Below are 22,993 nucleotides of genomic sequence, written 5' to 3' on the forward strand. Positions count from 1 at the left end.
CCCATGCCTAAACACAGACAACTAGATTCAAAAGAGATTAAATAAGTATGAAGAGGCTTGGGGAAGGAAAGTCAGGCCAGCGGATCGTAAGCCAGGCGCTGGATGGGCATGTGCCCGATCGCACGCCGATCTGGATGATGCGCCAGGCGGGCCGCTACCTCCCGGAATATCGGGCGGTCCGCGAGAAGGCCGGCGACTTCCTCACCCTGTGCTACACGCCCGACCATGCGGTCGAGGTGACGCTCCAGCCGATCCGCCGCTTCGGCTTCGATGCGGCGATCCTGTTCTCCGACATTCTCGTCGTGCCGCACGCGCTGGGCTGCGATCTCTCCTTCGAGGCCGGCGAGGGGCCGCGCCTCAGCACGGTGACCAATCTCGCCGAGCTGAACGCCCTGCGTGACGAGCTGGATGCTTCCAAGATCGACCGCGTGCTGGAAGCCGTGGGCCGCATCCGCCAGGAACTGCCGGAAGAGACCACGCTGCTCGGCTTCTGTGGCGCGCCCTGGACGGTGGCGACCTACATGATCGCCGGACGCGGCACGCCGGACCAGGCGCCGGCGCGGCTCGCCTCGCTGCGTGACCCGGCCTTCTTCACCGCGCTGATCGACCGGCTGGTCCAGACCTCGGCCCGCTATCTCATCGGGCAGCTGAAGGCCGGCGCCGACGCGGTGCAGATCTTCGACAGCTGGGCCGGCGTGCTCGATCCGGAAGCCTTCCGGCTCTGGAGCATCGAGCCGATCACCCGCATCGTGCAGGCGGTGCGGGCGGAAGTGCCGGACGCCCGCATCATTGCCTTCCCGAAGGGCGCAACGTTGCAGGGGCTGACCGAACTCGTGCGGGTGAGCGGCGTGAACGCCGTTGGGCTGGACTGGACGGCGGAACGCCCCGCGACGCGGCTGGCGCTTGGCGGAAAGGTGGCCTTGCAGGGCAATCTCGATCCGCTCACCCTGATCGCCGGCGGTGGCGCGCTCGACCGCGCCATCGACGCGCTGATGCAGGATTTCCACGGCGCGGCGCATATCTTCAATCTCGGCCACGGCATAAGGCCGGAAACGCCGATCGCCCATGTCGAGCAGATGATCGCCCGGGTGCGGGGCTGAGGGAGCGGGACGCGCCATGCTCTACGACTGGATCAAGGCGCTGCATGTGATCGCCGTCATCTCCTGGATGGCGGGAATGCTCTATCTGCCGCGGCTGATGGTCTATCACTGCGAGGCGCCGGTAGGCTCAGCCAAATCGGAAACCTTCAAGGTGATGGAGCGGCGCCTGCTCAAGGCGATCATCAACCCGGCGATGACCGTCACCTGGCTCGCCGGGCTCTGGCTCGCCTGGGATGGCGGCTGGTATCTCTCCGGCTGGTTCCACGCCAAATTCGCGCTGGTGCTCGCCATGAGCGGCTTTCATGGGTTTCTGAGCGCGCGGGTCAAGGATTTCGCCGCCGACCGCAACACCCGGTCGCAGCGCTTCTACCGTGTGGCCAACGAAGTGCCGACGCTCTTGATGATCGCCATCGTGATCCTCGTCATCGTTAAGCCTTTTTGAGCTGTTTCAAGAGGCTCGACGGCGGGCTTGCGCCGAATCGTCGCTTTGCCTATGGTGCCGTCACTTCCACGAAGCTGGCTGACGCTCCGCTTTGACCGACATCTTCCCCGGTGTCGGCGGGTGTGTCGGACAGAGGGCCGGTTTTCACGCCGGCTGCGTCCTCAGACCAGCGCTTCCCTTCCCTATTCGTTCCGGCAGCTTCTTCACGCTCGACCGGGACCAATCCAATGACCGAGGCCTTTTTCCCATGGGGGAAATGAAGCTCCAGGACCTCAAGTCCAAAAATCCGGCCGAACTGCTCGTCTTCGCGGAAGAGCTGGAGGTCGAGAACGCCAGCACGCTGCGCAAGCAGGAGCTGATGTTCGCTATCCTCAAGCAGCTCGCCGCCAAGGACACCGACATCATCGGTGAAGGCGTCGTCGAGATCCTTTCCGACGGCTTCGGCTTCCTACGCTCGCCGGACGCCAATTATCTGCCCGGTCCCGACGACATCTATGTGTCGCCCTCGCAGATCCGCCGCTTCGGCCTGCGCACCGGTGACACGGTCGAGGGGCAGATCCGCTCGCCCAAGGACGGCGAGCGCTACTTCGCCCTTCTCAAGGTCAACACGATCAATTTCGAAGACCCCGAGAAGATCCGGCACAAGATCAATTTCGACAATCTGACGCCGCTCTATCCCGACGAGCGCTTCAAGCTCGAGATCGAGGATCCGACCCGCAAGGATTTCTCCGCCCGCATCATCGATGTCGTGGCGCCGATCGGCAAAGGCCAGCGCGCCCTCATCGTCGCGCCGCCGCGTACCGGCAAGACGGTGCTGCTGCAGAACATCGCGCAGTCCATCACCACCAACCATCCCGAGTGCTACCTCATCGTGCTGCTCATCGACGAGCGGCCGGAGGAAGTCACGGACATGCAGCGCTCGGTGAAGGGGGAGGTGGTGTCCTCCACCTTCGACGAGCCGGCGCAGCGTCACGTGCAGGTCGCCGAGATGGTGATCGAGAAGGCCAAGCGCCTCGTCGAGCACAAGCGCGACGTTGTCATCCTGCTCGATTCGATTACCCGCCTCGGGCGTGCCTACAACACCGTGGTGCCGTCCTCCGGCAAGGTGCTGACCGGCGGTGTCGACGCCAATGCCCTGCAGCGTCCCAAGCGCTTCTTCGGCGCGGCGCGCAATATCGAGGAAGGCGGCTCGCTGACCATCATCGCCACCGCGCTGGTCGATACCGGCTCGCGCATGGACGAGGTGATCTTCGAGGAATTCAAGGGTACCGGCAATTCTGAGGTCATCCTCGACCGCAAGGTGTCGGACAAGCGGGTCTTCCCGGCGATCGACATCACCCGCTCCGGCACCCGCAAGGAAGAGCTGCTTGTGCCGAGCGACGTTTTGAAGAAAATGTACGTGCTCAGGCGCATCCTGAACCCGATGGGCACGGTCGATGCCATCGAGTTCCTGCTCGACAAGCTGCGCCAGACCAAGACCAACGGCGATTTCTTCGATTCCATGAATACCTGACGCGGGACGGGGGCGGACATGGTGGCGCAGCGGACATTTTCTCTTCTCGCCGCCGCGGCCGTTCCCTTCCTCGCCGCCGGTTCCGCTCACGCCGGCATGGCCGAGCGCGAGCCGCCCTCGCCGGTGCTGTGGCTGTTCGTCATCGGCATGGTGGCGCTGAGCTGGGTGATGGCGTGCCGTCGCTGGTGGCTGCCGCTGGCGATCTGGGTGCCGGCGGCGCTGTTCGTCTCCAGCCTGGTCGCCGACTTCGCCGACCCGGTGCTCGGGCCGGCGGTGCGCGACGAACTCGGCCTCGCCTATATCTTCCAGGCGGACCTGGTCGGGGCGCTGGTGCTGGTGGTGCCGCTGATGTTCGCCAATATGCGGTTCAGCCGCAACGATTAGCTCTCCGCGACCTAGCCGGGCAGGTGTCTTGAAAAGGCAACCTGCGGTAATGATTCGGGGCCGAAATGATGCCCCTCACAGATGACTCAGGACGGGCGATCGCCCTCTCGTCCGATCCATCCATCACAAAACCGAAAACAGCCGCCAGCGCCGATTTCTGAGGGTCTGTGGGGCTGGTGGGCATTTTGCCCCCAACTTATCCACAGGCTTGTCCCCAGAAGCGGATCGAGGCGTCAGCCGCCTGATCCGGCCCGCGCGAGCACGGCTTCGCTCAGTCGATTCGTTTCCGTAACGGGTAGCGAGCAGACGGCGCCGGCGCAGACGAAGGCCGCTGCGCCCTCGACCGCGAGTGCCTTGGCCTTCGCCGGGTGATCGGCGGGGAGGGCGGTAGCGTCAAGGACGCGCTGGATCGTCACATCGACGCGCGGCAGGCGCGAGGCGGTGCCGGCCAGGGCCTCGGCCAGATTGCCCGCACCGACGACCACGATCTCCGGCGCGCGCAGCCTGGTATCGAGCGCGTTGAGCAGGCCGGCATGGCTGTAGAGCTGCGGCGCGGCACGCGGCAGCAATCCCTCGAACAGCCGGTCGGCGCGGGCGCGATAGCTCTCATCCCCGGTGAGCGTGGCGAGGCGGATGAGGTTGCGGGCGATCAGCGCGTTCGGGTTGGTGACGGCGTCGTCCGCGGTGGCGTCGGGTCGCAGGATCAGCCCCTCGGCATCGTCGGCGGTGAGGTAGTAGCCGCCATCTTCCGCGGCGTGATGTGCCTCCAGCGCCGCCTGCCAGGCGCGGGCGCGTTCGAGATAATGCGCCTCGCCGGTGGCCTGATGCAAAGCGAGGGCGGCGCCGACCATCGCCGCGTAATCCGAGGACAGGCCGGGGAAGACCAGCCGGCCCTCGCGCCAGCTATGGCCGAGGCGGGCGTTGCGGGTCATCGATTCGGCGATGAAACGGAAGGCGCCCGCCGCCAGTTCCACCCATTCCGGCCGCCCGAAGCGTGGCGCGACATTGGCCAGGGCGGCGATCATCAGCCCATTCCAGTCGGCCAGCACCTTGTCGTCGCGGCCGGGCGGCACGCGCCTGGAGCGCACGGCGAGCAGCTTGTCGCGCAGCATGGCGAGGCGGATCTCGTCGGTGCCGGAGCGCTCGGTCTCCTTCAATCGATTCGGGATCGAAACGCCTTCCCAATTGCCGAAGGGAACGATGTCGTAGTGCTTGGCGAAGAACTCGGCGTCCTCGGCCCCTAGCGCGTCGAGCACCTGTTTCAGCGTCCAGACGTAATAGCGACCCTCATGGCCTTCCGAATCCGCGTCCAGGCTGGCGGCGAAGGCGCCGCCCGTGGTGAGCATCTCGCGTTGCAGCCAGCCGACGGTCTCCTCGGCGCGGGCGCGGAACAGGTCGGCCAGCGTTTCGGAATAGGCAAGGCCGAGCAGGTCGAGGATCTGCGCATTGTCGTAGAGCATCTTCTCGAAATGCGGCACCAGCCAGCGCTCGTCGACGGAGTAGCGGGAATAGCCGCCGCCAATATGGTCGTAGATGCCGCCCTCGCTCATGCCGTCCAGCGCATGCAGCGCCGCGTTGCGGAAGCGCTCGCGCCCGGTGCGCTCATAGGCGCGCCACAGCAATTCGAGGAACGGCGTGTTGGGGAATTTCGGCGAGCCCTGCAGACCGCCATGCTCGTCATCCATGATGCCGAGGATGCGGGTGGCGACGTCGTCGAGCTCGTTCTCACCGATCACCACCTTTCCGGCCGGCCGCGCCTTCTGCCGCAGCCGGCCGAGCAGCGCTTCGCGGTTAGAGGTGATGCGCGGGTCGCCCGAGGCATAGGCGTTGGCCATGGTCTTCAGCACCTCGGTGAAGGCGGGTTGGCCGTATTTGGCCTCACGGGGGAAATAGGTGCCGCCCCAGAACGGGGCGCCCTCGGGGTCGAGGAACATGGTCATCGGCCAGCCGCCTTGCACGCCGAGCTGCTGCAGCGCGGACATGTAGATCTGGTCGACCTCGGGCCGTTCCTCGCGATCGACCTTGATGTTCACGAACAGCTCGTTCATCACGGCAGCCGTGGCCTCGTCCTCGAAGCTTTCATGCGCCATGACATGGCACCAGTGGCAGGCGGCGTAGCCGATAGAAAGCAGGATGGGCCGGCCGGTCCGCTGCGCCTCCTCAAAGGCCTCCGGCTGCCACTGCCACCAGTCGACCGGGTTGTCCTTGTGCTGGAGCAGATAGGGGCTGGCGGAATCCTGCAGGCGATTGGACAAGGCGTCTCTCCGGCGTAGGGCGCTTCAAAGGGGCGCGGACGGCATGGCAGTGGCGCCGCTTCTGTCGCGGGCGATTCAAAACATAGGGCGTAGCTTGTGACTGTGCAGGAGAAAAGCGCAAAGCTCTCGGGTGGCGATATGGCCGGGCCGGGCGGCGATACCATCGCTGCCGTGTCCTCGGGCAGCGCTGCGGCCGCGGTCGCGGTGATCCGGATCTCGGGGCCGCAGGCGGGTGCCGCGCTGATCGCGCTTGCCGGCCGCCTGCCGGAAGCACGCCGGGCGACGCTGGTCCGGCTGCGCCATCCCGCCGGCGGCGAGGTGCTCGACGAAGGGCTGGCGCTGTGGTTTCCCGGCCCGCGCAGCGCCACCGGCGAGGATATGGCGGAGCTGCAGATCCATGGCGGCAGGGCGGTGGTCGCCGCCGTGCTCGGTGCCCTGTTCGCGCTGCCCGGCATCCGGCCGGCCGAGCGCGGCGAGTTCAGCCGGCGCGCCTTCGTCAACGGGCGGATGGACCTGACCCAGGCCGAGGGCCTCGCCGACCTCATCGCTGCCGAGACCGAGGGCCAACGCCGGCTCGCCTTCGCCCACGCCTTCGGCCATCTCGGCCGGCAGGTCGACGGCTGGCGCCGGCGGCTCATCCGGGCCATGGCGCTGATAGAGGCCGGCATCGACTTCGCCGACGAGGACGATGTGCCGGCCGAGGCGCGGGCGCTGGCCCGGCCGGAGGTGGAGGCGCTGCTGCGCGAGCTCGACGTAGCACTGGCCGACCGGCGCGGCGAAATGCTGCGCGAAGGCGCGCTCATCGCCATCGCCGGCCTGCCCAATGCCGGCAAGTCGTCGCTGATCAATGCGCTGGCGGCGCGCGATGTCGCCATCGTCTCGGACGAACCGGGCACCACGCGCGACGTGCTGGAAGTCGCGCTCGATCTCGGGGGCCATCGCGCCACGCTGATCGACACGGCGGGCTTGCGCGAGGCGACCGGCAAGGTGGAGGCGGAAGGTATCCGCCGCGCCCGCGCCCGCATCGCCGAGGCCGACCTCGTACTGTGGGTGCATGATGTGGCCGACCGGCCGGTGCCCGCCGAGCGCCCCGAGGTCGAGGCCGGGGCGGAGCTCTGGCTGGTCGCGAACAAGCTCGATGTCGCGGACGCCGAGACGCCGGACGACGCCACATGGGCGAGCCGCCAGTTCGGGATTTCGGCGCAGGCCGGTCTCGGACTTGATGCGCTCGTCGAGGCGCTCGGTGCGCTGGTGGCGGGGCGGGCGGCGGGGTCGGATCATCCCGCGCTGATCCGCGCGCGGCATCGCGCAAGCGCGGGGGAGGCGGCCGGTCATCTGCGCGTCGCACTCGCGAACTGGGATCGGCTTGACGACGAACTGCTCGCCGAGGAGCTGCGCCTCGCCGGGCGCGCGCTCGGGCGGATGACGGGGGCCATCGGCGTCGAGGACCTGCTCGACGTGGTGTTCCGCGAGTTCTGCATCGGCAAGTGACCGGGACTGACCGCCGATGTTTCACGTGAAACCGGCCCGACGTCCAACCGATTCGTTGGCGGAATGTTTCACGTGAATCAGGGTCGGGGTCGTCTGGCACGCGCTGCCACGCGGCTTTGACTTGACGCGGACCCGTGGGCGCGGCTTCTAGGCTGCCACTCATTCTTCTTGCCGGTTCTGGAATTCGATGGTCGTTTCCGATCTCCTCTTTGATGTCGTCGTCGTCGGTGGCGGTCATGCCGGCACCGAGGCCGCCGCCGCTGCCGCCCGATGCGGCGCGCGCACCGCGCTGGTGACGCATGCCCATGCCACCATCGGCACCATGTCCTGCAACCCGGCGATCGGCGGTTTGGGCAAAGGCCATCTCGTGCGCGAGATCGACGCGCTGGACGGGCTGATGGGCCGGGTCGCCGACCAGGGCGGCATCCAGTTCCGCGTGCTGAACCGGCGCAAGGGCCCCGCGGTGCGCGGCCCGCGCGCCCAGGCCGACCGCACGCTCTATGCGCAGGCGATGCAGCGCGAGATCGATTCGCAGCCGAACCTATTCGTCATCGAGGGCGAGGCGGACGAACTGATCCTGTCACAGGGTCGCGTCGCCGGCCTGCGGCTGCTCGACGGACGCGCCATCGCGGCGGGTGCCGTCGTCATCACCACCGGCACCTTTCTCAACGGGCTCATCCATATTGGCGACCGGCAGATGCCGGCGGGGCGCATGGGGGAGCAGCCGGCGCGGGGACTCTCCGGTTCGCTCAGCCGCCTCGGCGTCACGCTCGGCCGGCTGAAGACCGGCACGCCGCCGCGGCTCGACGGGCGGACGATCGACTGGGCCGGCCTCGAGATGCAGGACGGCGATTCGCCTCCGGAACCATTCTCGACGCTGACGCGGGCGATCACCAACCGCCAGGTCCAGTGCGGCATCACCCGCACCACGCCGGAAACCCACGCGGTGATCCGCGCCAATATCGACCGCTCGGCGATGTATTCCGGGAACATCAAGAGCGTGGGGCCGCGCTATTGCCCGTCCATCGAGGACAAGATCGTTCGCTTCGGCGAGCGGGAAGGGCATCAGATCTTCCTGGAGCCTGAGGGGCTGGATGACCCGACGGTCTATCCGAACGGGATCTCCACCTCGCTGCCGGAGGATGCCCAGCGCGCGCTGCTCGCCACCATTCCCGGCCTCGAGAAGGTGGCGATGCTGCGGCCGGGCTACGCGATCGAGTACGATCACGTCGATCCGCGCGAGCTGGAGCCGACGCTGGAGACCCGCAAGGCGAGGGGGCTTTTCCTTGCCGGGCAGATCAACGGCACCACCGGCTATGAAGAAGCGGCGGCGCAGGGGTTGGTCGCCGGGCTGAACGCGGCGCGGCGGGCGGCGGGTTCGGACGGCGTCACCTTCGACCGGGCCGAGGCCTATATCGGGGTGATGCTCGACGATCTGGTGACGCGCGGTGTTTCCGAGCCCTACCGCATGTTCACCTCGCGGGCCGAATATCGGCTGTCGCTGCGGGCCGACAATGCCGACCAGCGGCTGACCGCGCGGGGCGAGGCGCTGGGTCTGGTCGGCGCCGAGCGGCGGGCGAGCTTCGCGACAAAGAGCGAAGCGCTGGCCCGCGTGCGGGAGTGGAGCCGCTCGGTCTCGCTGACGCCGGGCGAGGGTGACCAGTATGGGCTGACGCTCAACCGCGACGGCCAGCGGCGCTCGGCTTTCGATCTGCTGTCCTATCCGCATGTTAGCTGGGCCGATATCTGCCGCATCTGGCCGGAGGCGTCGGGCGAGGAGGAGGGCATCGGCGAGCAGGTGGAGATCGACGCGAAATATGCGGTCTATCTGCACCGGCAGGAAGCCGACATCGCCTCGTTCCGCCGCGACGAGGCCGCCGTGCTGCCCGACATGGACTATGCCGGGCTGGCGGGCATTTCCAACGAGATCAAGGCCAAGCTTGAATCGATTCGGCCCCGTACCATTGGCCAGGCCGGGCGCATCGACGGCATGACCCCGGCGGCGCTGGCGCTGCTGGCGGCGCATGCGCGCCGGGTGCAGTGAGCGCGGACAGCGCGAGGCATTCGCTCGCCGCGCTTGTATGATGGGTGCATGAGCACCGATTCGTCCGACCGCGCCCGCGCCCTCCGGCTGACCCCTGTTTCACGTGAAACAGAGGACCGGCTCGTCGCCATTATCGCTCTGCTGGAGAAGTGGCAGCGCACCATCAACCTTGTCGCGCCGGCGAGCCTGCCGCAGGTCTGGACCCGGCATGTCGCGGATTCGCTGCAGCTGCTGCCGCTGGCAGGGGAAGCGCGGCGCTGGGTTGATCTCGGCTCGGGCGGCGGCTTTCCCGGCCTTGTCGTCGCGGCGGTGCTGGCCGAGCGGCCGGGGGCGGATGTGACGCTGGTCGAGAGCGATACGCGCAAGGCGGCCTTTCTGCGCGAGGCGGCGCGGATCGCCGAGCTGCCGGCGACGGTGCTGCCGGCCCGCATCGAGCAGGTGGCGCCGAAGATCGCCGCCGGGGTGGAGATCGTTTCCGCCCGCGCGCTTGCAGCGCTGCCCAAACTGATCGATCTGGCCTATCCCTTCCTTGCACAGGGCGCGACCGGCCTGTTTCTGAAGGGACAAGATGTTGATAACGAATTGACCGAGACAGCTAAATCTTGGAGAATCGATGCCGAGATCAAGGAGAGCCTGACCGACCGCGGCGGGCGTATCGTGATTGTTCGTTCCGCCGCGCCGCTGTCGCCGACGCCGTGACATCGAAGATGACCTGTCAGAGATGAGCTCGCGCTCGCCATCGGGATTACCGACATGACCGACGAGATTCCGCTCGTACCTGCCGCGCCGTTCGCGGCGCCCCGCGTGCTCGCGCTCGCCAACCAGAAGGGCGGCGTGGGCAAGACGACGACGGCGATCAATCTCGGCACCGCGCTGGCCGCGATCGGCGAGACGGTGCTGATCGTCGATCTCGACCCGCAGGGCAATGCCTCCACCGGGCTCGGCATCGACCGCCGCAGCCGGCGGGTGTCGACCTATGATGTGCTGACCGGCGACGCCAGCCTGCGCGAGGCGGTGCTGGAGACGGCGGTGCCCCGTCTGCATATCGCGCCGTCGACGATGGACCTGTCCGGCCTGGAGCTGGAGCTCGCTTCGGCGCGCGATCGCGCCTACCGGCTGCGCGACGCGGTCCATACGCTGAACAGCGTGGACTCGTTGCAGGAGCGTAACGAAGCCCATTACAGCTATGTGCTGATCGACTGCCCGCCCTCGCTGAACCTGATCACCGTCAACGCAATGGCGGCGGCGAACGCGATCCTGGTGCCGCTGCAATGCGAGTTCTTCGCGCTGGAGGGTCTCTCCCAGCTGCTGAAGACGGTGGAGCAGGTGCGCACCACGCTCAATCCGGGGCTCAGCATCCATGGCATCGTGCTGACCATGTTCGATTCCCGCAACAATCTCTCGACCCAGGTGGTCGAGGATGTGCGGCAGTTCATGGGCGACAAGGTCTATGAGACGATCATCCCGCGCAATGTGCGGGTCTCCGAGGCGCCATCCTATGGCAAGCCGGTGCTGCTCTACGATCTCAAATGCGTGGGGTCGCAGGCCTATCTTCGTCTCGCATCCGAAATAATTCAGCGTGAGCGCGCCCTGCGCGCCGCGGCGGCGTAGGGAGGGGCGCGATGGCTATGGCGGAAGATGGCGGGCGGTCGCGGCTCGGGCGGGGCCTTGCGGCGCTGATCGGCGACATGGCGGAGATGAGCGATCTCGGCGGCGAGCGCCAAGGGCGCCCCAGCCCGCCCGGCGCGGCGCGCAAGGTGCCGGTCGCATTCCTGCGCGCCAATCCGAACAATCCACGCCGCACCTTCGGTGAGGAGGATCTGGAGGATCTGGCCGCCTCGATCCGCGAGCGCGGCGTGATCCAGCCCATCGTGGTGCGGGCGGTCGCGGGTGCGCGCGACAGCTATGAGATCGTCGCCGGCGAGCGGCGCTGGCGCGCGACGCAGCGGGCGGGCGTGCACGAGGTGCCGATCGTGGTGGTCGATGTCGACGACCGCGAGGCGCTCGAGATCGCCATCATCGAGAATGTGCAGCGCGCCGATCTCAACCCGCTGGAAGAGGCCGCCGGCTATCAGGCGCTGGCGGACCAGTTCGGCTATTCGCAGAACGACCTCGCCAAGGTGATCGGCAAGAGCCGCTCGCATGTGGCGAACACGGTTCGCCTCCTGAAGCTGCCGGAATCGGTGAAGGAATATCTCGCCGACGGACGGCTCTCGGCCGGTCATGCGCGCGCGCTGCTGACGCAGGAGGACCCGGAAGGACTCGCCCGCGCCATTGTCGAGCGCGGCATGAATGTGCGCGCCATCGAGCAGCTGGCGCAGGAGCTGAACGTCGCCAGGGCGGAAGCGGCCGGCAAGCCGGCGCGCAAGGCAAAGGCAGCCCCTGCGCTCGACGCGGACACGGCGGCGTTGCAGCGGCGGCTTTCCGATGCGCTGGGCCTGCAGGTGAGCCTGCGCCATGAGGGCGAGGCGGGCGAGCTGCGCATCCGCTATTCCTCGCTCGACCAGCTTGACGAGGTCTGCCGGCGTCTCGCGGCGGGCTGATCGTCAGCCGCGCCGGGCGGCGGACGCGATCTGGAACAGCGCCCGTTCCGCAATCGCCGGGCCGAGCGCGGCGTTGCGACGCGCGGTGAGCAGCGCATCGTCGAGGGCCAGCAGCGCGGTTTCCAGCCGTTGCAGGGTCCAGCCGCGCAGCGCCTTCTCCACCAGCGGCTTGCGGCGGAAATGGATCGCCGGCCGGGCACCCTCGATGGCCCGTTCCACGCTGCCGCCGGCTTCGACCGATAGCCGCATCTGATGCAGCGCCTGGCCGGAGCGGCACACCGAGCCGAGCACGATGTCGGCCCGCATGCCCTCATGCGTCGCCTTGGCGAGGGCGGCGGACATTTCCGCGGGCTGACCGGTGAAGGCGGCGTCGGCAATCTCGTCCAGCGCCAGGCTGGAGGCGTCGCCGACGATGGCGCGCACATGCTCGACGGTGATGCGGGGCTCCCCCATGGCATAGAGCAGGAGCTTGGCAATCTCGCCGCGCGAGGCCAGCCGGTCGCCGCCGAGCAGCGCCATCAGTTCGCCGCGGGCGTCGCGGTCGATGGCGATGCCGGCCTCCGCCGTCATGGTATCGATGAGGCGGGCCAGATCGCGGTCGGTGTCGGCGTAGCAGGCGATGGCGAGGCAGTGCGGCGAGGCCTCGCACACCGCGCGCAGGCCGGTGCCGCGCTTGAGGTCGCCGGCCTCGATGACCACGATGGCGTCGGAGGGCGGCGCGGCCAGCAGCGCCTCGACGGCGGGTATGACATTGCGCGAGCCGACGCGCAGGGAGATGATCCGCCGCCCGCCGAACAGCGCAACGGTCGACGCCTCGTCCACCAGTCGTCCGGGATCGCCGGAAATCTCGTCGCCGTCGAGGCGCACCAGGCCGAAGGGATCCGTGGAGCCCTCGCCGGCGCGGGCGAGATAGGCGCGCGCGCGTTCGCGAACCAGCCCGGAATCCGGGCCGAACAGCAGCACAACCGGACGCAGCGGATCGATGCGCGTGAGCGTCGCCTCGACGTCGCCCGGGCGAACCGCGACCATAAGGTCAGCCCTTGGGCGGTGTCGCCACCCAGTTCGTGGACGGCGCGGCCGCAGGCGGAGCTGCTGGCGCGGCGGGTTCGGCCGATGCGATCGGAGCGATCAGATAGGAGACGACCTGGGTCTTGATCGTCTCAGCCGCCACGCCGGAGGCGCGGTTCTGCGCGTCGCGAATGGCGCGGGAGCGGGCAAAGCGCTGATAGCCGCTGTCGAGCGATGCCTTGCCGAAGGCGGAGCCCTGGGCGATCGGGGGCAGGGGCTTGCCGCCGGCCGGCACCGGCTTGGTGGTGTCGAACAGCCGCCAGGACACGTCGACCGAGACCAGCTCGACTTCCGGGATGCCGGAGAGCGAATCGACGACCGCAGCCGTCGTGGTGCTGTCCTTGACGGTGAGCTCCAGCCGGTAGGGCGCGCCGGCCGGATTGCCCGCGCCGCCGGTCAGCGCATAGATGAGATCATTGCGGACCTCGTTGCCGACCCGGCCGGCAACGAAGACCACTTCGATCTGGCTGAGCTTCTCGCTCAGGGCGGTGCCGTCCGAGGCGGTCTGCTTATACATCGGCTGGAAGCAGCCGCTGGTGGCGGCGGCAAGCAGGCCGACACAGGCCAGCCCGAGCAGGCGGCGGCGCGACGGAAGCGGGTTCATCCAGGCGTTCATCCGGTCAGGCAACGACATTCACGATCCTCTGCGGCACCACGATGATACGCTTTGGCGGGCGTCCGTCGAGTGCCTGGGCTATGAGATCGAGCGCGAGGACGGCTTTCTCCACCTCGGCGGGGCTTGCATCCTTGGGCACGGCAATTTCGCCGCGGCGCTTGCCGTTGATTTGAATCGGTAGCGTAACGGTATCTTCGACCAGCAAGGAAAGGTCGACCGCCGGCCAGGACGCCGTGGCGGCGAGACCCTCGCGCCCGAGCAGGATCCAGCATTCCTCGGCCAGATGCGGCACCATCGGTGCCGTGACGGCGACGAGGAAGGCGGCCGCCTCGCGCAGGGCGAAGGCCATGTCGGGCGCGAGCGCGCCCTTGCCGGCCGCCGCGCCTGCCTTGCGGGCCGCATTGAGAGCATCGCCGAACTGGTTGGCGAAGCTGTGCACGCGGGCGACGGCGACATTGAAGCGCAGGCGCTCGACATCTTCCTCTACCTGGGCCGCCAGTCGATGGGTGGCGCGGCGCAATTCGGTCGATTCGGCACCGAAACTCTCGGGCTTGGCTGTATCGGCCGGCACCAGCGCGACGGCATCGCCGACCAGCCGCCAGATGCGCTGGGCGAAGCGCCACGCGCCCTCGATGCCGCGGTCGGTCCACTCGCTGTCGCGCTCGGGCGGGGTGTCGGAGAGCATGAACCAGCGCGCGGCGTCGACGCCATAGGTATCGGCGACGACTTCCGGCGGCACCACGTTCTTCTTCGACTTCGACATCTTCTCCGGCGCGCCGACGCTCACCGGCTCGTCGGTGCCGAGCTTGACCGCCGTGCCGTCCGCGCGCTTCTCGACCTCTTCCGGGAACAGCCACTTGCCGGCCGCGTCCTTGTAGGTCTCGTGCACGATCATGCCCTGCGTGAACAGGCCGGCGAAAGGCTCCTTCACCGACAGCCGGCCGAGCTTCTGCAACGTGCGGATGAAGAAGCGCGAATAGAGCAGGTGCAGGATCGCGTGCTCGATGCCGCCAATATACTGGTCGACCGGCAGCCAATGGTCCGCCGCCGCCTTCTGCAACGGGGCGGTGCCGGGCTCGGAGGCGAAGCGGGCGAAATACCAGGACGAATCCACGAAGGTGTCCATGGTGTCGGTCTCGCGCCGGGCCTTCGCCCCGCATTGCGGGCAGTCGACATGCTTCCAGGTCGGGTGGCGGTCCAGCGGGTTGCCGGGCTGGTCGAAGGTGACGTCATCCGGCAGGCGAACGGGGAGCTGGTCCTCGGGAACCGGCACCGGGCCGCAGGCTTCGCAGTGGATGATCGGGATCGGGCAGCCCCAGTAGCGCTGGCGCGAGATGCCCCAGTCGCGCAGGCGGTAATTGATCGCCCGCTCGCCCACCGGCGCATTGCCGAGGATCTCGTTTTCCAGCTTCAGCGCCACCGCCTGCTTGGCGTCCGGCACCGGGCGGCCGTCGAGGAAGCGCGAATTGAACAGTGTGCCGTCGCCCTCATAGGGGCCGTCCGCTACCGAGAAGGTCGCGGCGTCGGTGTCCGGCGGCAGCACCACGGGGGTGATGGGCAGGCCGTATTTGGTGGCGAAGTCGAAATCGCGCTGATCGTGCGCCGGGCAGCCGAAAATGGCGCCGGTGCCGTATTCCATCAGCACGAAGTTGGCGACATAGACCGGCACCGGGTCGCCGCCGAGCGGGTGCAGCGCGGTGAGGCCGGTGTCGAAGCCCATCTTCTCCTGGGTCTCGATCTCGGCGGTCGAGGTGCCGCCGCGGCGGCATTCCTCGATGAAGGCCCGGAGCTCCGGCCGCCCGGCCGCCAGTGCCTCGCTCAAGGGATGGCCGGGCGAAAGGGCGAGGAAGGAGGCGCCGAACAGCGTGTCCGGGCGGGTGGTGTAGACACGCACCTCGTCACGCACGTCCTGCGGCAGATCGGCCGGCACGCCGGCCAGCCGGAAGCGCACATGCAGGCCCTCTGAGCGGCCGATCCAGTTGCGCTGCATCAGCCGGACCTTGTCGGGCCAGCGATGCTCCAGCGTGTCGAGGCCGGCGAGCAGCTCCTCGGAGGCGTCGGAGATGCGGAAGAACCATTGCGCCAGCTTGCGGCGCTCGACCAGCGCGCCGGAGCGCCAGCCGCGCCCGTCGATCACCTGCTCATTGGCGAGCACGGTATTGTCGACCGGGTCCCAGTTGACCTCGCTCTCGCGGCGATAGGCGAAGCCGCCCTTGAGGAAATCGAGGAAGATGCGCTGCTGCTCGCCATAATAGGAGGGATCGCAGGTGGCGATCTCGCGCGACCAGTCGAGCGACAGGCCGAGCAGCTTCAGCTGCTCGCGCATGGTGGCGATGTTCTCGTAGGTCCATACGCCCGGATGGGTGTTGCGCTCGATGGCGGCGTTCTCGGCCGGCAGGCCGAAGGCGTCCCAGCCCATGGGATGCAGGACGTTGAAGCCCTTCATGCGCTTGAAGCGCGCCACCACGTCGCCCATGACGTAGTTGCGCCCGTGGCCGATATGGATGCGCCCGGACGGGTAGGGGAACATCTCGAGCACGTAGTATTTGGGACGCGGGTCGTCGTTGCGGGTGCGGTAGATACCCCGTTCATCCCAGATTTTCTGCCAGCGGGGCTCGGCCTCGCGGGCATTGTAGCGCTCGGTGCTCATGCGTTCGTCTCGGGCAGAATGTCTTCTTCGGCGGGCGTCGTCAGGCAAGCGGTTGCGTGCATGACCGACGGCGCGCGACTAGGCACGAGTTGAGCCGCGCGGTCAACCGGCTGTACTGCCCGAACGGCCCGGACGCAACGCCTCGGCGGCGTTTGCCGGGTCGGAGACGGTGCCGTCGACCGCCGCGCGCACCGCGTTGCGGCCGGCATGCTTGGCCGCGTACAGCGCCTGGTCGGCGGCGACGTAGAGATTGCTCGGGGAGAGTTCCAGCGTCGGGCGGCAGGCGGCGCAGCCGACGCTGATCGTCACGCTGCCGGTGGCGCCCTTGGCGTGGGGAATGGCGAGCCGCTCCACGGCGCGACGGAGCCTGTCGGCGACGTCGATCGCGGTTCCGATCTCCGCGTTCGGCATCAGGACCGCGAACTCCTCGCCGCCGACGCGGGCCACCATGTCGGTGCCGCGCACGGTGGAGGCCAGCGTCTGGGCAATGGCGCGAATGCAGCGATCGCCCTCCTTGTGCCCGTAGCTGTCATTGAACAATTTGAAGTTGTCGATATCGAGGATCAGCATTGCCAGTTGCGGCACGCTGTTCCACTGCAGTGCCAATATGGCATCGAAGCTGCGCCGGTTGGCGATGCCGGTGAGCGGATCGAGGCTCGCCAGCGAGTTCAGCCGCCGGTTGGCGCTGCGTAGCGCGGTCTCGCGCCGGGTGAGTTCCAGCGCCATCGCCTCGAAGGCGTTCGTCAGCGGCTGCAGCTCGGTAATGAGCACGGTGGATTTCGGCGGCTCGATGTCGCCATGCCCGAAGCGGATCAGCCGATCCGCCAGCGCCTGAACCGGGGCGACGACCAGTCGCTCGCCGGCCACCCACAGACCGACCAGGATGATCAGCCCGACGACCAGCATGGTGAGCCCGGCGCTCCAGGTGGCGCGCTCGGCTGGCGCCATCACGACCGTCTGGTCCACGCCGACGAGCAGATGCATGTTGGTGCCGGTAACGCGCGTATAGGCATAGACCCGCTGCACGCCATCCGGCCCTTCGGCAAGGATGGTGCCGCGGGTGTGGCTCAGAGCCCGTGCCACGGGGGCGACATTGCTGAGATCGAGCCCCTGGCCGAGGGAGCCTTCCGGGTAGGACAGCATCACCGTGCCGACCGGGCTGACCAGGATGACCTCGGCGCCGGCGCCGAGTTCGGCAAGCGTGCCGTGAGGAAACAGCTCGTTCACGCCGATGCGCGCGACTATGGCGCCGATGATCTTTCCGCCGTTCGGATCGACGATGGGCTGCGCGGCGTAGATGGTCGGCCGGCTCGTGATGTAGCTACGCAGCACGGGCTCGACGTTGCTGATTCCCCGCAAGGCAATCTGCACATAGTCCCGCTCCGAAATGTCGAGCCCGGCGGCGCCCGGCGCCGTGCCGCAGCGCACGATGCCGTTGGTGTCGATGATGGACAGGGACTCTATGGCTGGAAACGCCTTCTCTACATGGCCCAACGGGCGGCATGCCTCGGTATTGTCGGGCGTCTGCGAGGGAGTAGGTGTACTCCCTGCCCCCGCCGCGGCCTCCGCCGCGGGAAGGAAATCCGCAGGCACGGCATCCCTATCCGACGCCAGGGTGAGAAGCACCGCCCGTACGGTCGAGAGGGTTGCCTCGTACCGGCCCACACTGCGATCGAGCAGCTCCATCACATGGCGTTCGGCGGCGGCGAGATTGTCGGCGTGGAGGCGGAACACGCTCACCGTCCGCTCGGCGATGACCAAGGTCATGGCGAGGGCGGCGAACGCGGCCAGTCGCAAGCGCAGGCTGACCTTTCGCGTCCGTGCCAGCCCGTTGAACAGGCTGTCGGACCGGCCGGCTTCGGCCGGATCGTCGCGTTGGGGACCGCTGCTGACCCGTGGTTCGATCACATTGAATCTCGATAGTTCAGGCAGTCGTCGGAAACTAGTGGCGTGGCCGGGGGTGCCGCAAGGGAAAACGGGTGCGGATCACGTCACCATTGCCTCGGGATAAGCGATGTTCCGGCAAGCCATGTTGACATCGCGTCCCCTGCTTCGCATTCCCATCGCCGAGTGTCAGGAGATAGGGCGATGGAACAGGGTGGGCAATCCGGCGTGGTCGGGCGGTTGGCCGAGGTGCGCGGACGGATCGAGCGGGCCTGTCACGATGCCGGGCGGCCGGTGCGGGATGTGCAGCTGATCGCCGTGTCGAAGACCTTCGACGCGGAGCATATCACCCCGGTGATCGCCGCCGGGCAGCGCCTGTTCGGCGAGAACCGGGTGCAGGAGGCCAAGGGCAAATGGCCGGAACTGCGCGCGGGCCATGCCGATATCGAGCTGCATCTCATCGGTCCGCTGCAATCCAACAAGGTGCGCGAGGCGTTGGCTCTGTTCGACGTCATCCATACGCTGGACCGGCCCTCGCTGGCGAAGGAACTCGCCAAGGAGATCGCCCGAGCGCGCGACGAGGGCGGCCGGCCGGCGCCGCGCCTGCTCGTACAGGTGAACACCGGCGAGGAGCCGCAGAAGGCGGGCGTGGCGCCGCTGGAGGCGGATGCCTTCATTGCGGCGTGCCGGGACGTTCACGGTCTCGTGATCGACGGGCTGATGTGCATCCCGCCGGCGGATGAGCCGGCCGCGCCGCATTTCGCCCTGCTCGGGGAGATCGCCCGGCGCAACGGGCTGTCTATCCTGTCGATGGGCATGAGCGGCGATTTCGAGACCGCGATCGCGCTCGGCGCCACCCATGTGCGGGTGGGCAGCGCCATTTTCGGCGGACGCTAGGGCTGGCCGACCACGATCGCCGTGCGCGGCGACAGCGCCTTGAGAAGGCGTCGGAGATCGGCGCGGCGGAAGGCAATGCAGCCGGCGGTGGGCTCGAAGCCGGGCCGGGCCAGATGCAGGAACACTGCCGAGCCGCGCCGCGCCCGGCGCGGGCGGGCATTGTGGTCGAGCACGATCACCAGGTCGTACAGCCCGTCGTCGCGCCACATCTCCTCATGCGAGGCTTTGAGCGGCAGGCGCACCGCGCGGTTGTAGCGCCCGTCCATGGGCTCGTCGCACCAGCCGTCCTCGGGGCGGGTCCGGCGTACCGGCAGCAGCGTCGCCGGGCGCGGCCCATGGTCGGCGCGGTAGCGCAGCTCGCGCGGATGCCAGAGGCCCGCCGGGGTCGCGCCGTCGCCCTCGCGCTTGTCGTGGCGGATGCCGGCGCGCCCCAGCGCGACCGGGAAGACCTGCGTCCCGGCGAACAGCCAGCCGCGTGTCGGCATGCCCACGCGGGCGGCCACACGCAGCCGGGAGCGTGCGATCTTGTGCTTCGCCGTGCTCTTGGGCGTGGATTTCGGCGGTATTTCCTGCCGAAGGGCCTTCTTATTCACGCGTTTTCCGTTCACGATCACGTCACGTACCCGCCACTGCTTCGCGCGCGGGTTCACCGACTCTTGCCGAATGCCTCCGGCCTGCCTACTCGGAACTCACGGCAATTTGCCGATCCTCGCGAGCATTACCGCGTGGCGCGGCGCGAACAAGAGGTTCGGATAGCGGACTTCAGGGAAGCGGATATGGCGAACGCTCAACGAATCCTGGTGGTCGAGGACGACAAGGATCTGCGGGATGCGCTGGTCGAACAGCTCTCGCTCTACGATGAATTCGAGGTGGTCGCCGTCGACAGCGCGCAGGCGGCGACCAGCGAGATCGAAACCACCCGCATCGACCTGATGCTGATGGATGTCGGCCTGCCCGACCTCGACGGCCGCGAGGCGGTGCGGCGCCTGCGCCAGGGCGGCTTCAAGGCGCCGGTGATCATGCTCACCGGGCACGACACCGACAGCGACACCATCATGGGGCTGGAGGCGGGGGCCAACGACTACGTCACCAAGCCGTTCCGCTTCGCGGTGCTGCTGGCGCGCATCCGGGCGCAGATGCGCTCGCACGAGGCGAGCGAGGACGCGGTCTTCACCATCGGGCCTTACACCTTCCGCCCCGGCGCGAAGATGCTGGTGACCGAGCGCAACTCGAAGATTCGCCTCACCGAGAAGGAAACGGCGATCCTGCGCTACCTCTACCGTGCGGGGAAGAAGCCGGTGGCCCGCGAAATCCTGCTGCAGGAGGTCTGGGGCTACAATTCCGGCGTGACCACCCACACGCTGGAAACCCACATCTACCGCCTGCGCCAGAAGATCGAGAAGGATCCGTCCCATCCCAATCTTCTTGCCACGGAAGCTGGCGGGTACAAGCTGCTGCCCTGACGCGGGCCGAACTGATTCGTTCCGAGAGGCCCTAAGACCGGAGAGCGGTCCGCCGAATGTCCATCGAGGACGATATCGCGCTGCTTGAAAGCGTGCCGATGCTGCAATTGCTCGGCCGCGACGCCTTGCGCGTGATCGCCATCAGCGCCGACAGCCGGCCCCTCGCGCAAGGTGAGGTGCTGTTCCGCGAGGGCCAGTTCGCCGAGGCCGCCTATGTCGTCGCCAGCGGCATCCTTTCGGTGGGCCGCGAGAACGCCGCGCTGGCCAAGCGGGTCGGCCAGACGATACGGGTCAGTCGGGGCGGGCTGCTCGGCGAGATCGCGCTGATCACCGAGACCAAGCGCCCCGCCACCGCGACGGCGGTGGAGCCCTCCGTCGTGCTGCGCATACCGCGGGTAATCTTCATGCGCACCATCGAGAGCTATCCGGATGCCGCGGCACGGCTGATGCAGGCCGTGACCGACCGGGTGGAGAACACGCTGAGCGAGCTCGACGGCGTGCGCCGGCATCTCGAGGCGATCGAGCCCGCGCCGCGCCGGCCGCGCTGAGGCGCGCGCGATGATTCCGGTGACGCCGCGCATATGGCTCGACGAGCGCGAGATCGAGGAGAGCTTCGTGCGCGCCTCCGGTCCCGGCGGGCAGAACGTCAACAAGGTCTCGACGGCGGTACAGCTGCGCTTCGACGTGCGCAATTCGGCGACGCTGCCGGAAAGCGTGAAGCTGCGGCTGGAACGCATCGCCGGGCGGCGGCTGACCAATGACGGCGTCATCGTGCTGGTGGCGCAGCGCTACCGCACGCAGGAGCGCAACCGCGAGGACGCGGTGGCGCGGCTGATGGAGATGGTGCGCGAGGCCGCCATCGTGCCGGTGATCCGCCGGCCGACGCGCCCGACGCTGGGCTCGAAGATCCGCCGGCTGGAGGGCAAGGCGAAGCGCTCCGGCGTCAAGGCGATGCGCCGTGACAAGCCGGGCGGCGGGTCGGACGACTGACGCGTTACGCCGTCGGCCTCAGAAATCCGAGGCGATGCCCTTCACTTCCCAATCGCCATAGCGCACCGGCTCGGGGCCGCCGCGACCGTCGATCTCCTTCGGCGGCGTGGCTTCCTGCGCGGCGGCGCGGCGGGCGGCGGCTTCCGCCAGCGCACGCTGGGCGGCGGGGGTGAGCGGCGGGCGCTCCGCCGCGGCGGGCGGCGCGACGGGGGCGGTGCTGTCCTTGGTCATGGCAGTCCTTCCTGAGCGCGCATTGGAACCACCGCCCGGCATCGCGCGTCAAGCCGGTGATGGCGGCGGACTGCCGCAGGGACAGGCGGCGACCTGAACGCGCTTGCGACTTCGCACGGCGCTTCCCATCCTAGGAGCGTGGGCGCGCCACGAACGGCGCCACATGAGGGACGAGATGAACTATTTCCGTACGGCGATCCTGCTGGCCGGCATGACCGCGCTGTTCATGGGCGTCGGCTTCATCCTGGGCGGCCGCGGCGGCATGATGATCGCGCTGCTTTTCGCCGCCGGCATGAACCTCTTCAGCTACTGGAATTCCGACCGCATGGTGCTGTCCATGTACGGCGCCCGCGAGGTCGACCGCGCCAGCGCGCCGGATTTCTACGGCATGATCGAGGAGCTGGCCGCGCGGGCGGGCCTGCCGATGCCGCGCGTCTACATCATGGACAATCCCCAGCCCAACGCCTTCGCCACCGGCCGCAATCCCAGCCATGCCGCCGTGGCGGCGACCACCGGCCTGCTCAACACGCTGTCGCGCGAGGAGGCGGCGGGCGTGATGGCGCATGAGCTGGCGCATATCAAGCATTACGACACGCTGACCATGACCATCACCGCGACGCTGGCGGGCGCGATCTCCATGCTCGCCAACTTCGCCATGTTCTTCGGCGGCAACCGCAACAACAACAACGGATTCGGCATCATCGGCACCATCGCCATGATGATCCTGGCGCCGCTTGCCGCCATGGTGGTGCAGATGGCGGTGTCGCGCTCGCGCGAATATGAGGCGGACCGCGTCGGCGCGGAGATCTGCGGCCAGCCGCTCTGGCTCGCCTCGGCGCTGGGCAAGATCGCCGGTTATGCCAAGGCCGTGCCCAACATGCCGGCCGAGCACAATCCGGCGACGGCGCACATGTTCATCATCAACCCGCTCTCGGGCGAGCGCATGGACAGCCTGTTCTCCACCCATCCCGCGACGGAGAACCGCATCGCCGCGCTGCATGCGCTGGCGCAGCAGATGGGCGCGGCCGCGTCGCCTGGCTTTGGCGATCGGGGTGCTGCCGCCGACATGCCGCAGGGCGGGCCGTGGGGCGCCACAGTCGCAGGTCGCGACGGGGCCTGGGGCCACAAGAGTGCCGGTCAGGGCGGCAGGCAGCAGGGCGGCCGGCGCGGGCCATGGGGCTGAAGCCGCCCTCGTTTGCAGCTTCCACAACGCTTTCGCCCACCGATATGCGCGGCATGGCGCGGCAGCGCTTGAAAAGATGGGGCGTCGCGGCTATCAGAGGCGCCGACACCGGGTGTCAGTGGCCGCTTTAGCTCAGTTGGTAGAGCATCGCATTCGTAATGCGGAGGTCGTCAGTTCGAGTCTGACAAGCGGCACCACTTCTTCCAGCATCACGCATTGAACATGCGGCCCGCGTGCGG

General features: G+C 68.1%; 21 protein-coding genes and 1 tRNA gene. 15 read left to right on the forward strand and 7 right to left on the reverse strand.

Annotation, left to right across the window (positions count from 1 at the left end; all coding sequences use genetic code 11):
* Nucleotides 1-47: 47 nt before the first annotated feature.
* From hemE to ACO2RV_RS06075, 4 genes are all read left to right on the forward strand, one after another.
* Nucleotides 48-1,100 (forward strand): uroporphyrinogen decarboxylase, encoded by a 1,053-nt coding sequence (gene hemE, locus ACO2RV_RS06060; protein ID WP_423290845.1) that lies wholly within the window; start codon nt 48-50, stop codon nt 1,098-1,100.
* 16 nt (nt 1,101-1,116) lie between these two features.
* Nucleotides 1,117-1,542 carry a protoporphyrinogen oxidase HemJ gene (gene hemJ / locus ACO2RV_RS06065; RefSeq protein WP_423290847.1) on the forward strand — a complete coding sequence of 142 codons (426 nt, stop codon included), beginning with the start codon at nt 1,117-1,119 and terminating at the stop codon, nt 1,540-1,542.
* Between the two features lie 247 nt (nt 1,543-1,789).
* Nucleotides 1,790-3,055 carry a transcription termination factor Rho gene (rho, locus tag ACO2RV_RS06070; RefSeq protein WP_423290849.1) on the forward strand — a complete coding sequence of 422 codons (1,266 nt, stop codon included), beginning with the start codon at nt 1,790-1,792 and terminating at the stop codon, nt 3,053-3,055.
* A gap of 18 nt (nt 3,056-3,073) precedes the next feature.
* Nucleotides 3,074-3,439: a hypothetical protein gene (locus tag ACO2RV_RS06075; protein WP_423290850.1), complete on the forward strand. Its 366-nt coding sequence runs from the start codon at nt 3,074-3,076 to the stop codon at nt 3,437-3,439.
* 233 nt (nt 3,440-3,672) lie between these two features.
* Here the strand turns inward: ACO2RV_RS06075 and ACO2RV_RS06080 are convergent, their stop codons facing one another.
* A complete protein-coding gene (locus tag ACO2RV_RS06080; RefSeq protein ID WP_423290852.1) occupies nt 3,673-5,694 on the reverse strand; it encodes a thioredoxin domain-containing protein in 2,022 nt (673 codons plus the stop codon).
* A 138-nt stretch (nt 5,695-5,832) separates the two neighbouring features.
* Here ACO2RV_RS06080 and mnmE point away from each other — a divergent pair, with 138 nt between their 5' ends.
* The 5 genes from mnmE (at nt 5,833) to ACO2RV_RS06105 (ending at nt 11,772) form a co-directional block, all read left to right on the forward strand.
* On the forward strand, nt 5,833-7,185 hold the full coding sequence (gene mnmE / locus ACO2RV_RS06085) for a tRNA uridine-5-carboxymethylaminomethyl(34) synthesis GTPase MnmE (protein WP_423290854.1): 1,353 nt from the start codon (nt 5,833-5,835) through the stop codon (nt 7,183-7,185).
* A gap of 187 nt (nt 7,186-7,372) precedes the next feature.
* Nucleotides 7,373-9,229, forward strand: coding sequence for a tRNA uridine-5-carboxymethylaminomethyl(34) synthesis enzyme MnmG (gene mnmG / locus ACO2RV_RS06090; RefSeq protein ID WP_423290856.1), 1,857 nt, complete (start codon nt 7,373-7,375; stop codon nt 9,227-9,229).
* 48 nt (nt 9,230-9,277) lie between these two features.
* Nucleotides 9,278-9,928, forward strand: coding sequence for a 16S rRNA (guanine(527)-N(7))-methyltransferase RsmG (gene rsmG, locus ACO2RV_RS06095; protein WP_423290858.1), 651 nt, complete (start codon nt 9,278-9,280; stop codon nt 9,926-9,928).
* A 54-nt stretch (nt 9,929-9,982) separates the two neighbouring features.
* On the forward strand, nt 9,983-10,840 hold the full coding sequence (locus tag ACO2RV_RS06100; protein ID WP_423290860.1) for a ParA family protein: 858 nt from the start codon (nt 9,983-9,985) through the stop codon (nt 10,838-10,840).
* An 11-nt stretch (nt 10,841-10,851) separates the two neighbouring features.
* The gene (locus ACO2RV_RS06105; RefSeq protein ID WP_423290862.1) at nt 10,852-11,772 is read left to right on the forward strand and encodes a ParB/RepB/Spo0J family partition protein; all 921 of its coding nucleotides are present in this window, start codon (nt 10,852-10,854) and stop codon (nt 11,770-11,772) included.
* 3 nt (nt 11,773-11,775) lie between these two features.
* Here the strand turns inward: ACO2RV_RS06105 and holA are convergent, their stop codons facing one another.
* The 4 genes from holA to ACO2RV_RS06125 all read right to left on the reverse strand — a co-directional run bounded on the left by holA (nt 11,776) and on the right by ACO2RV_RS06125 (nt 18,014).
* On the reverse strand, nt 11,776-12,801 hold the full coding sequence (gene holA, locus ACO2RV_RS06110; protein WP_423290864.1) for a DNA polymerase III subunit delta: 1,026 nt from the start codon (nt 12,799-12,801) through the stop codon (nt 11,776-11,778).
* A gap of 4 nt (nt 12,802-12,805) precedes the next feature.
* Nucleotides 12,806-13,474 (reverse strand): hypothetical protein, encoded by a 669-nt coding sequence (locus ACO2RV_RS06115; RefSeq protein ID WP_423290866.1) that lies wholly within the window; start codon nt 13,472-13,474, stop codon nt 12,806-12,808.
* Nucleotides 13,461-16,106: a leucine--tRNA ligase gene (leuS, locus tag ACO2RV_RS06120; RefSeq protein ID WP_423290868.1), complete on the reverse strand. Its 2,646-nt coding sequence runs from the start codon at nt 16,104-16,106 to the stop codon at nt 13,461-13,463. Before leuS ends, ACO2RV_RS06115 begins: the two co-directional genes overlap by 14 nt.
* A gap of 102 nt (nt 16,107-16,208) precedes the next feature.
* Nucleotides 16,209-18,014, reverse strand: a complete 1,806-nt coding sequence (locus tag ACO2RV_RS06125) for a sensor domain-containing diguanylate cyclase (protein ID WP_423290870.1) — start codon at nt 18,012-18,014, stop codon at nt 16,209-16,211.
* Between the two features lie 180 nt (nt 18,015-18,194).
* Between ACO2RV_RS06125 and ACO2RV_RS06130 the strand changes: the two genes are divergently transcribed.
* Entirely contained in the window at nt 18,195-18,887 is a 693-nt protein-coding gene (locus ACO2RV_RS06130) for a YggS family pyridoxal phosphate-dependent enzyme (protein WP_423290872.1), read from the forward strand.
* Here the strand turns inward: ACO2RV_RS06130 and ACO2RV_RS06135 are convergent.
* A complete protein-coding gene (locus tag ACO2RV_RS06135; protein ID WP_423291064.1) occupies nt 18,884-19,501 on the reverse strand; it encodes a L,D-transpeptidase family protein in 618 nt (205 codons plus the stop codon). The two genes, ACO2RV_RS06130 and ACO2RV_RS06135, sit on opposite strands and share 4 nt — an antisense overlap.
* A 162-nt stretch (nt 19,502-19,663) precedes the next feature.
* Between ACO2RV_RS06135 and ACO2RV_RS06140 the strand changes: the two genes are divergently transcribed.
* Genes ACO2RV_RS06140 through arfB form a run of 3 tightly spaced genes read left to right on the forward strand, consistent with a single transcriptional unit; the run spans nt 19,664 to nt 21,340 of the window.
* Nucleotides 19,664-20,350 (forward strand): response regulator transcription factor, encoded by a 687-nt coding sequence (locus ACO2RV_RS06140; protein ID WP_423290874.1) that lies wholly within the window; start codon nt 19,664-19,666, stop codon nt 20,348-20,350.
* Nucleotides 20,351-20,406: 56 nt separating this feature from the next.
* A complete protein-coding gene (locus ACO2RV_RS06145) occupies nt 20,407-20,898 on the forward strand; it encodes a cyclic nucleotide-binding domain-containing protein (protein WP_423290876.1) in 492 nt (163 codons plus the stop codon).
* 10 nt (nt 20,899-20,908) lie between these two features.
* Complete coding sequence (gene arfB / locus ACO2RV_RS06150; protein WP_423290878.1) at nt 20,909-21,340, forward strand: alternative ribosome rescue aminoacyl-tRNA hydrolase ArfB; 432 nt, start codon at nt 20,909-20,911, stop codon at nt 21,338-21,340.
* 18 nt (nt 21,341-21,358) lie between these two features.
* Here arfB and ACO2RV_RS06155 read toward each other — a convergent pair whose 3' ends face one another.
* Complete coding sequence (locus tag ACO2RV_RS06155) at nt 21,359-21,571, reverse strand: DUF1674 domain-containing protein (RefSeq protein ID WP_423290880.1); 213 nt, start codon at nt 21,569-21,571, stop codon at nt 21,359-21,361.
* Nucleotides 21,572-21,746: 175 nt separating this feature from the next.
* Here ACO2RV_RS06155 and htpX point away from each other — a divergent pair, with 175 nt between their 5' ends.
* On the forward strand, nt 21,747-22,754 hold the full coding sequence (gene htpX, locus ACO2RV_RS06160) for a zinc metalloprotease HtpX (RefSeq protein ID WP_423290882.1): 1,008 nt from the start codon (nt 21,747-21,749) through the stop codon (nt 22,752-22,754).
* Between the two features lie 121 nt (nt 22,755-22,875).
* Nucleotides 22,876-22,951, forward strand: a tRNA-Thr gene (locus tag ACO2RV_RS06165).
* Nucleotides 22,952-22,993 lie beyond the last annotated feature (42 nt).

Source organism: Ancylobacter sp. VNQ12, from assembly GCF_049445835.1.
GTDB lineage: Bacteria > Pseudomonadota > Alphaproteobacteria > Rhizobiales > Xanthobacteraceae > Ancylobacter.

Coding starts and splice junctions, on each gene's coding strand:
- hemE (WP_423290845.1), top strand. CDS start 48: ATGAAGAGGCTTGGGGAAGGAAAGTCAGGCCAGCGGATCGTAAGCCAG.
- hemJ (WP_423290847.1), top strand. CDS start 1,117: ATGCTCTACGACTGGATCAAGGCGCTGCATGTGATCGCCGTCATCTCC.
- rho (WP_423290849.1), top strand. CDS start 1,790: ATGGGGGAAATGAAGCTCCAGGACCTCAAGTCCAAAAATCCGGCCGAA.
- ACO2RV_RS06075 (WP_423290850.1), top strand. CDS start 3,074: ATGGTGGCGCAGCGGACATTTTCTCTTCTCGCCGCCGCGGCCGTTCCC.
- mnmE (WP_423290854.1), top strand. CDS start 5,833: ATGGCCGGGCCGGGCGGCGATACCATCGCTGCCGTGTCCTCGGGCAGC.
- mnmG (WP_423290856.1), top strand. CDS start 7,373: ATGGTCGTTTCCGATCTCCTCTTTGATGTCGTCGTCGTCGGTGGCGGT.
- rsmG (WP_423290858.1), top strand. CDS start 9,278: ATGAGCACCGATTCGTCCGACCGCGCCCGCGCCCTCCGGCTGACCCCT.
- ACO2RV_RS06100 (WP_423290860.1), top strand. CDS start 9,983: ATGACCGACGAGATTCCGCTCGTACCTGCCGCGCCGTTCGCGGCGCCC.
- ACO2RV_RS06105 (WP_423290862.1), top strand. CDS start 10,852: ATGGCTATGGCGGAAGATGGCGGGCGGTCGCGGCTCGGGCGGGGCCTT.
- holA (WP_423290864.1), bottom strand. CDS start 12,801: ATGGTCGCGGTTCGCCCGGGCGACGTCGAGGCGACGCTCACGCGCATC.
- ACO2RV_RS06115 (WP_423290866.1), bottom strand. CDS start 13,474: ATGTCGTTGCCTGACCGGATGAACGCCTGGATGAACCCGCTTCCGTCG.
- leuS (WP_423290868.1), bottom strand. CDS start 16,106: ATGAGCACCGAGCGCTACAATGCCCGCGAGGCCGAGCCCCGCTGGCAG.
- ACO2RV_RS06130 (WP_423290872.1), top strand. CDS start 18,195: ATGGAACAGGGTGGGCAATCCGGCGTGGTCGGGCGGTTGGCCGAGGTG.
- ACO2RV_RS06140 (WP_423290874.1), top strand. CDS start 19,664: ATGGCGAACGCTCAACGAATCCTGGTGGTCGAGGACGACAAGGATCTG.
- ACO2RV_RS06145 (WP_423290876.1), top strand. CDS start 20,407: ATGTCCATCGAGGACGATATCGCGCTGCTTGAAAGCGTGCCGATGCTG.
- arfB (WP_423290878.1), top strand. CDS start 20,909: ATGATTCCGGTGACGCCGCGCATATGGCTCGACGAGCGCGAGATCGAG.
- ACO2RV_RS06155 (WP_423290880.1), bottom strand. CDS start 21,571: ATGACCAAGGACAGCACCGCCCCCGTCGCGCCGCCCGCCGCGGCGGAG.
- htpX (WP_423290882.1), top strand. CDS start 21,747: ATGAACTATTTCCGTACGGCGATCCTGCTGGCCGGCATGACCGCGCTG.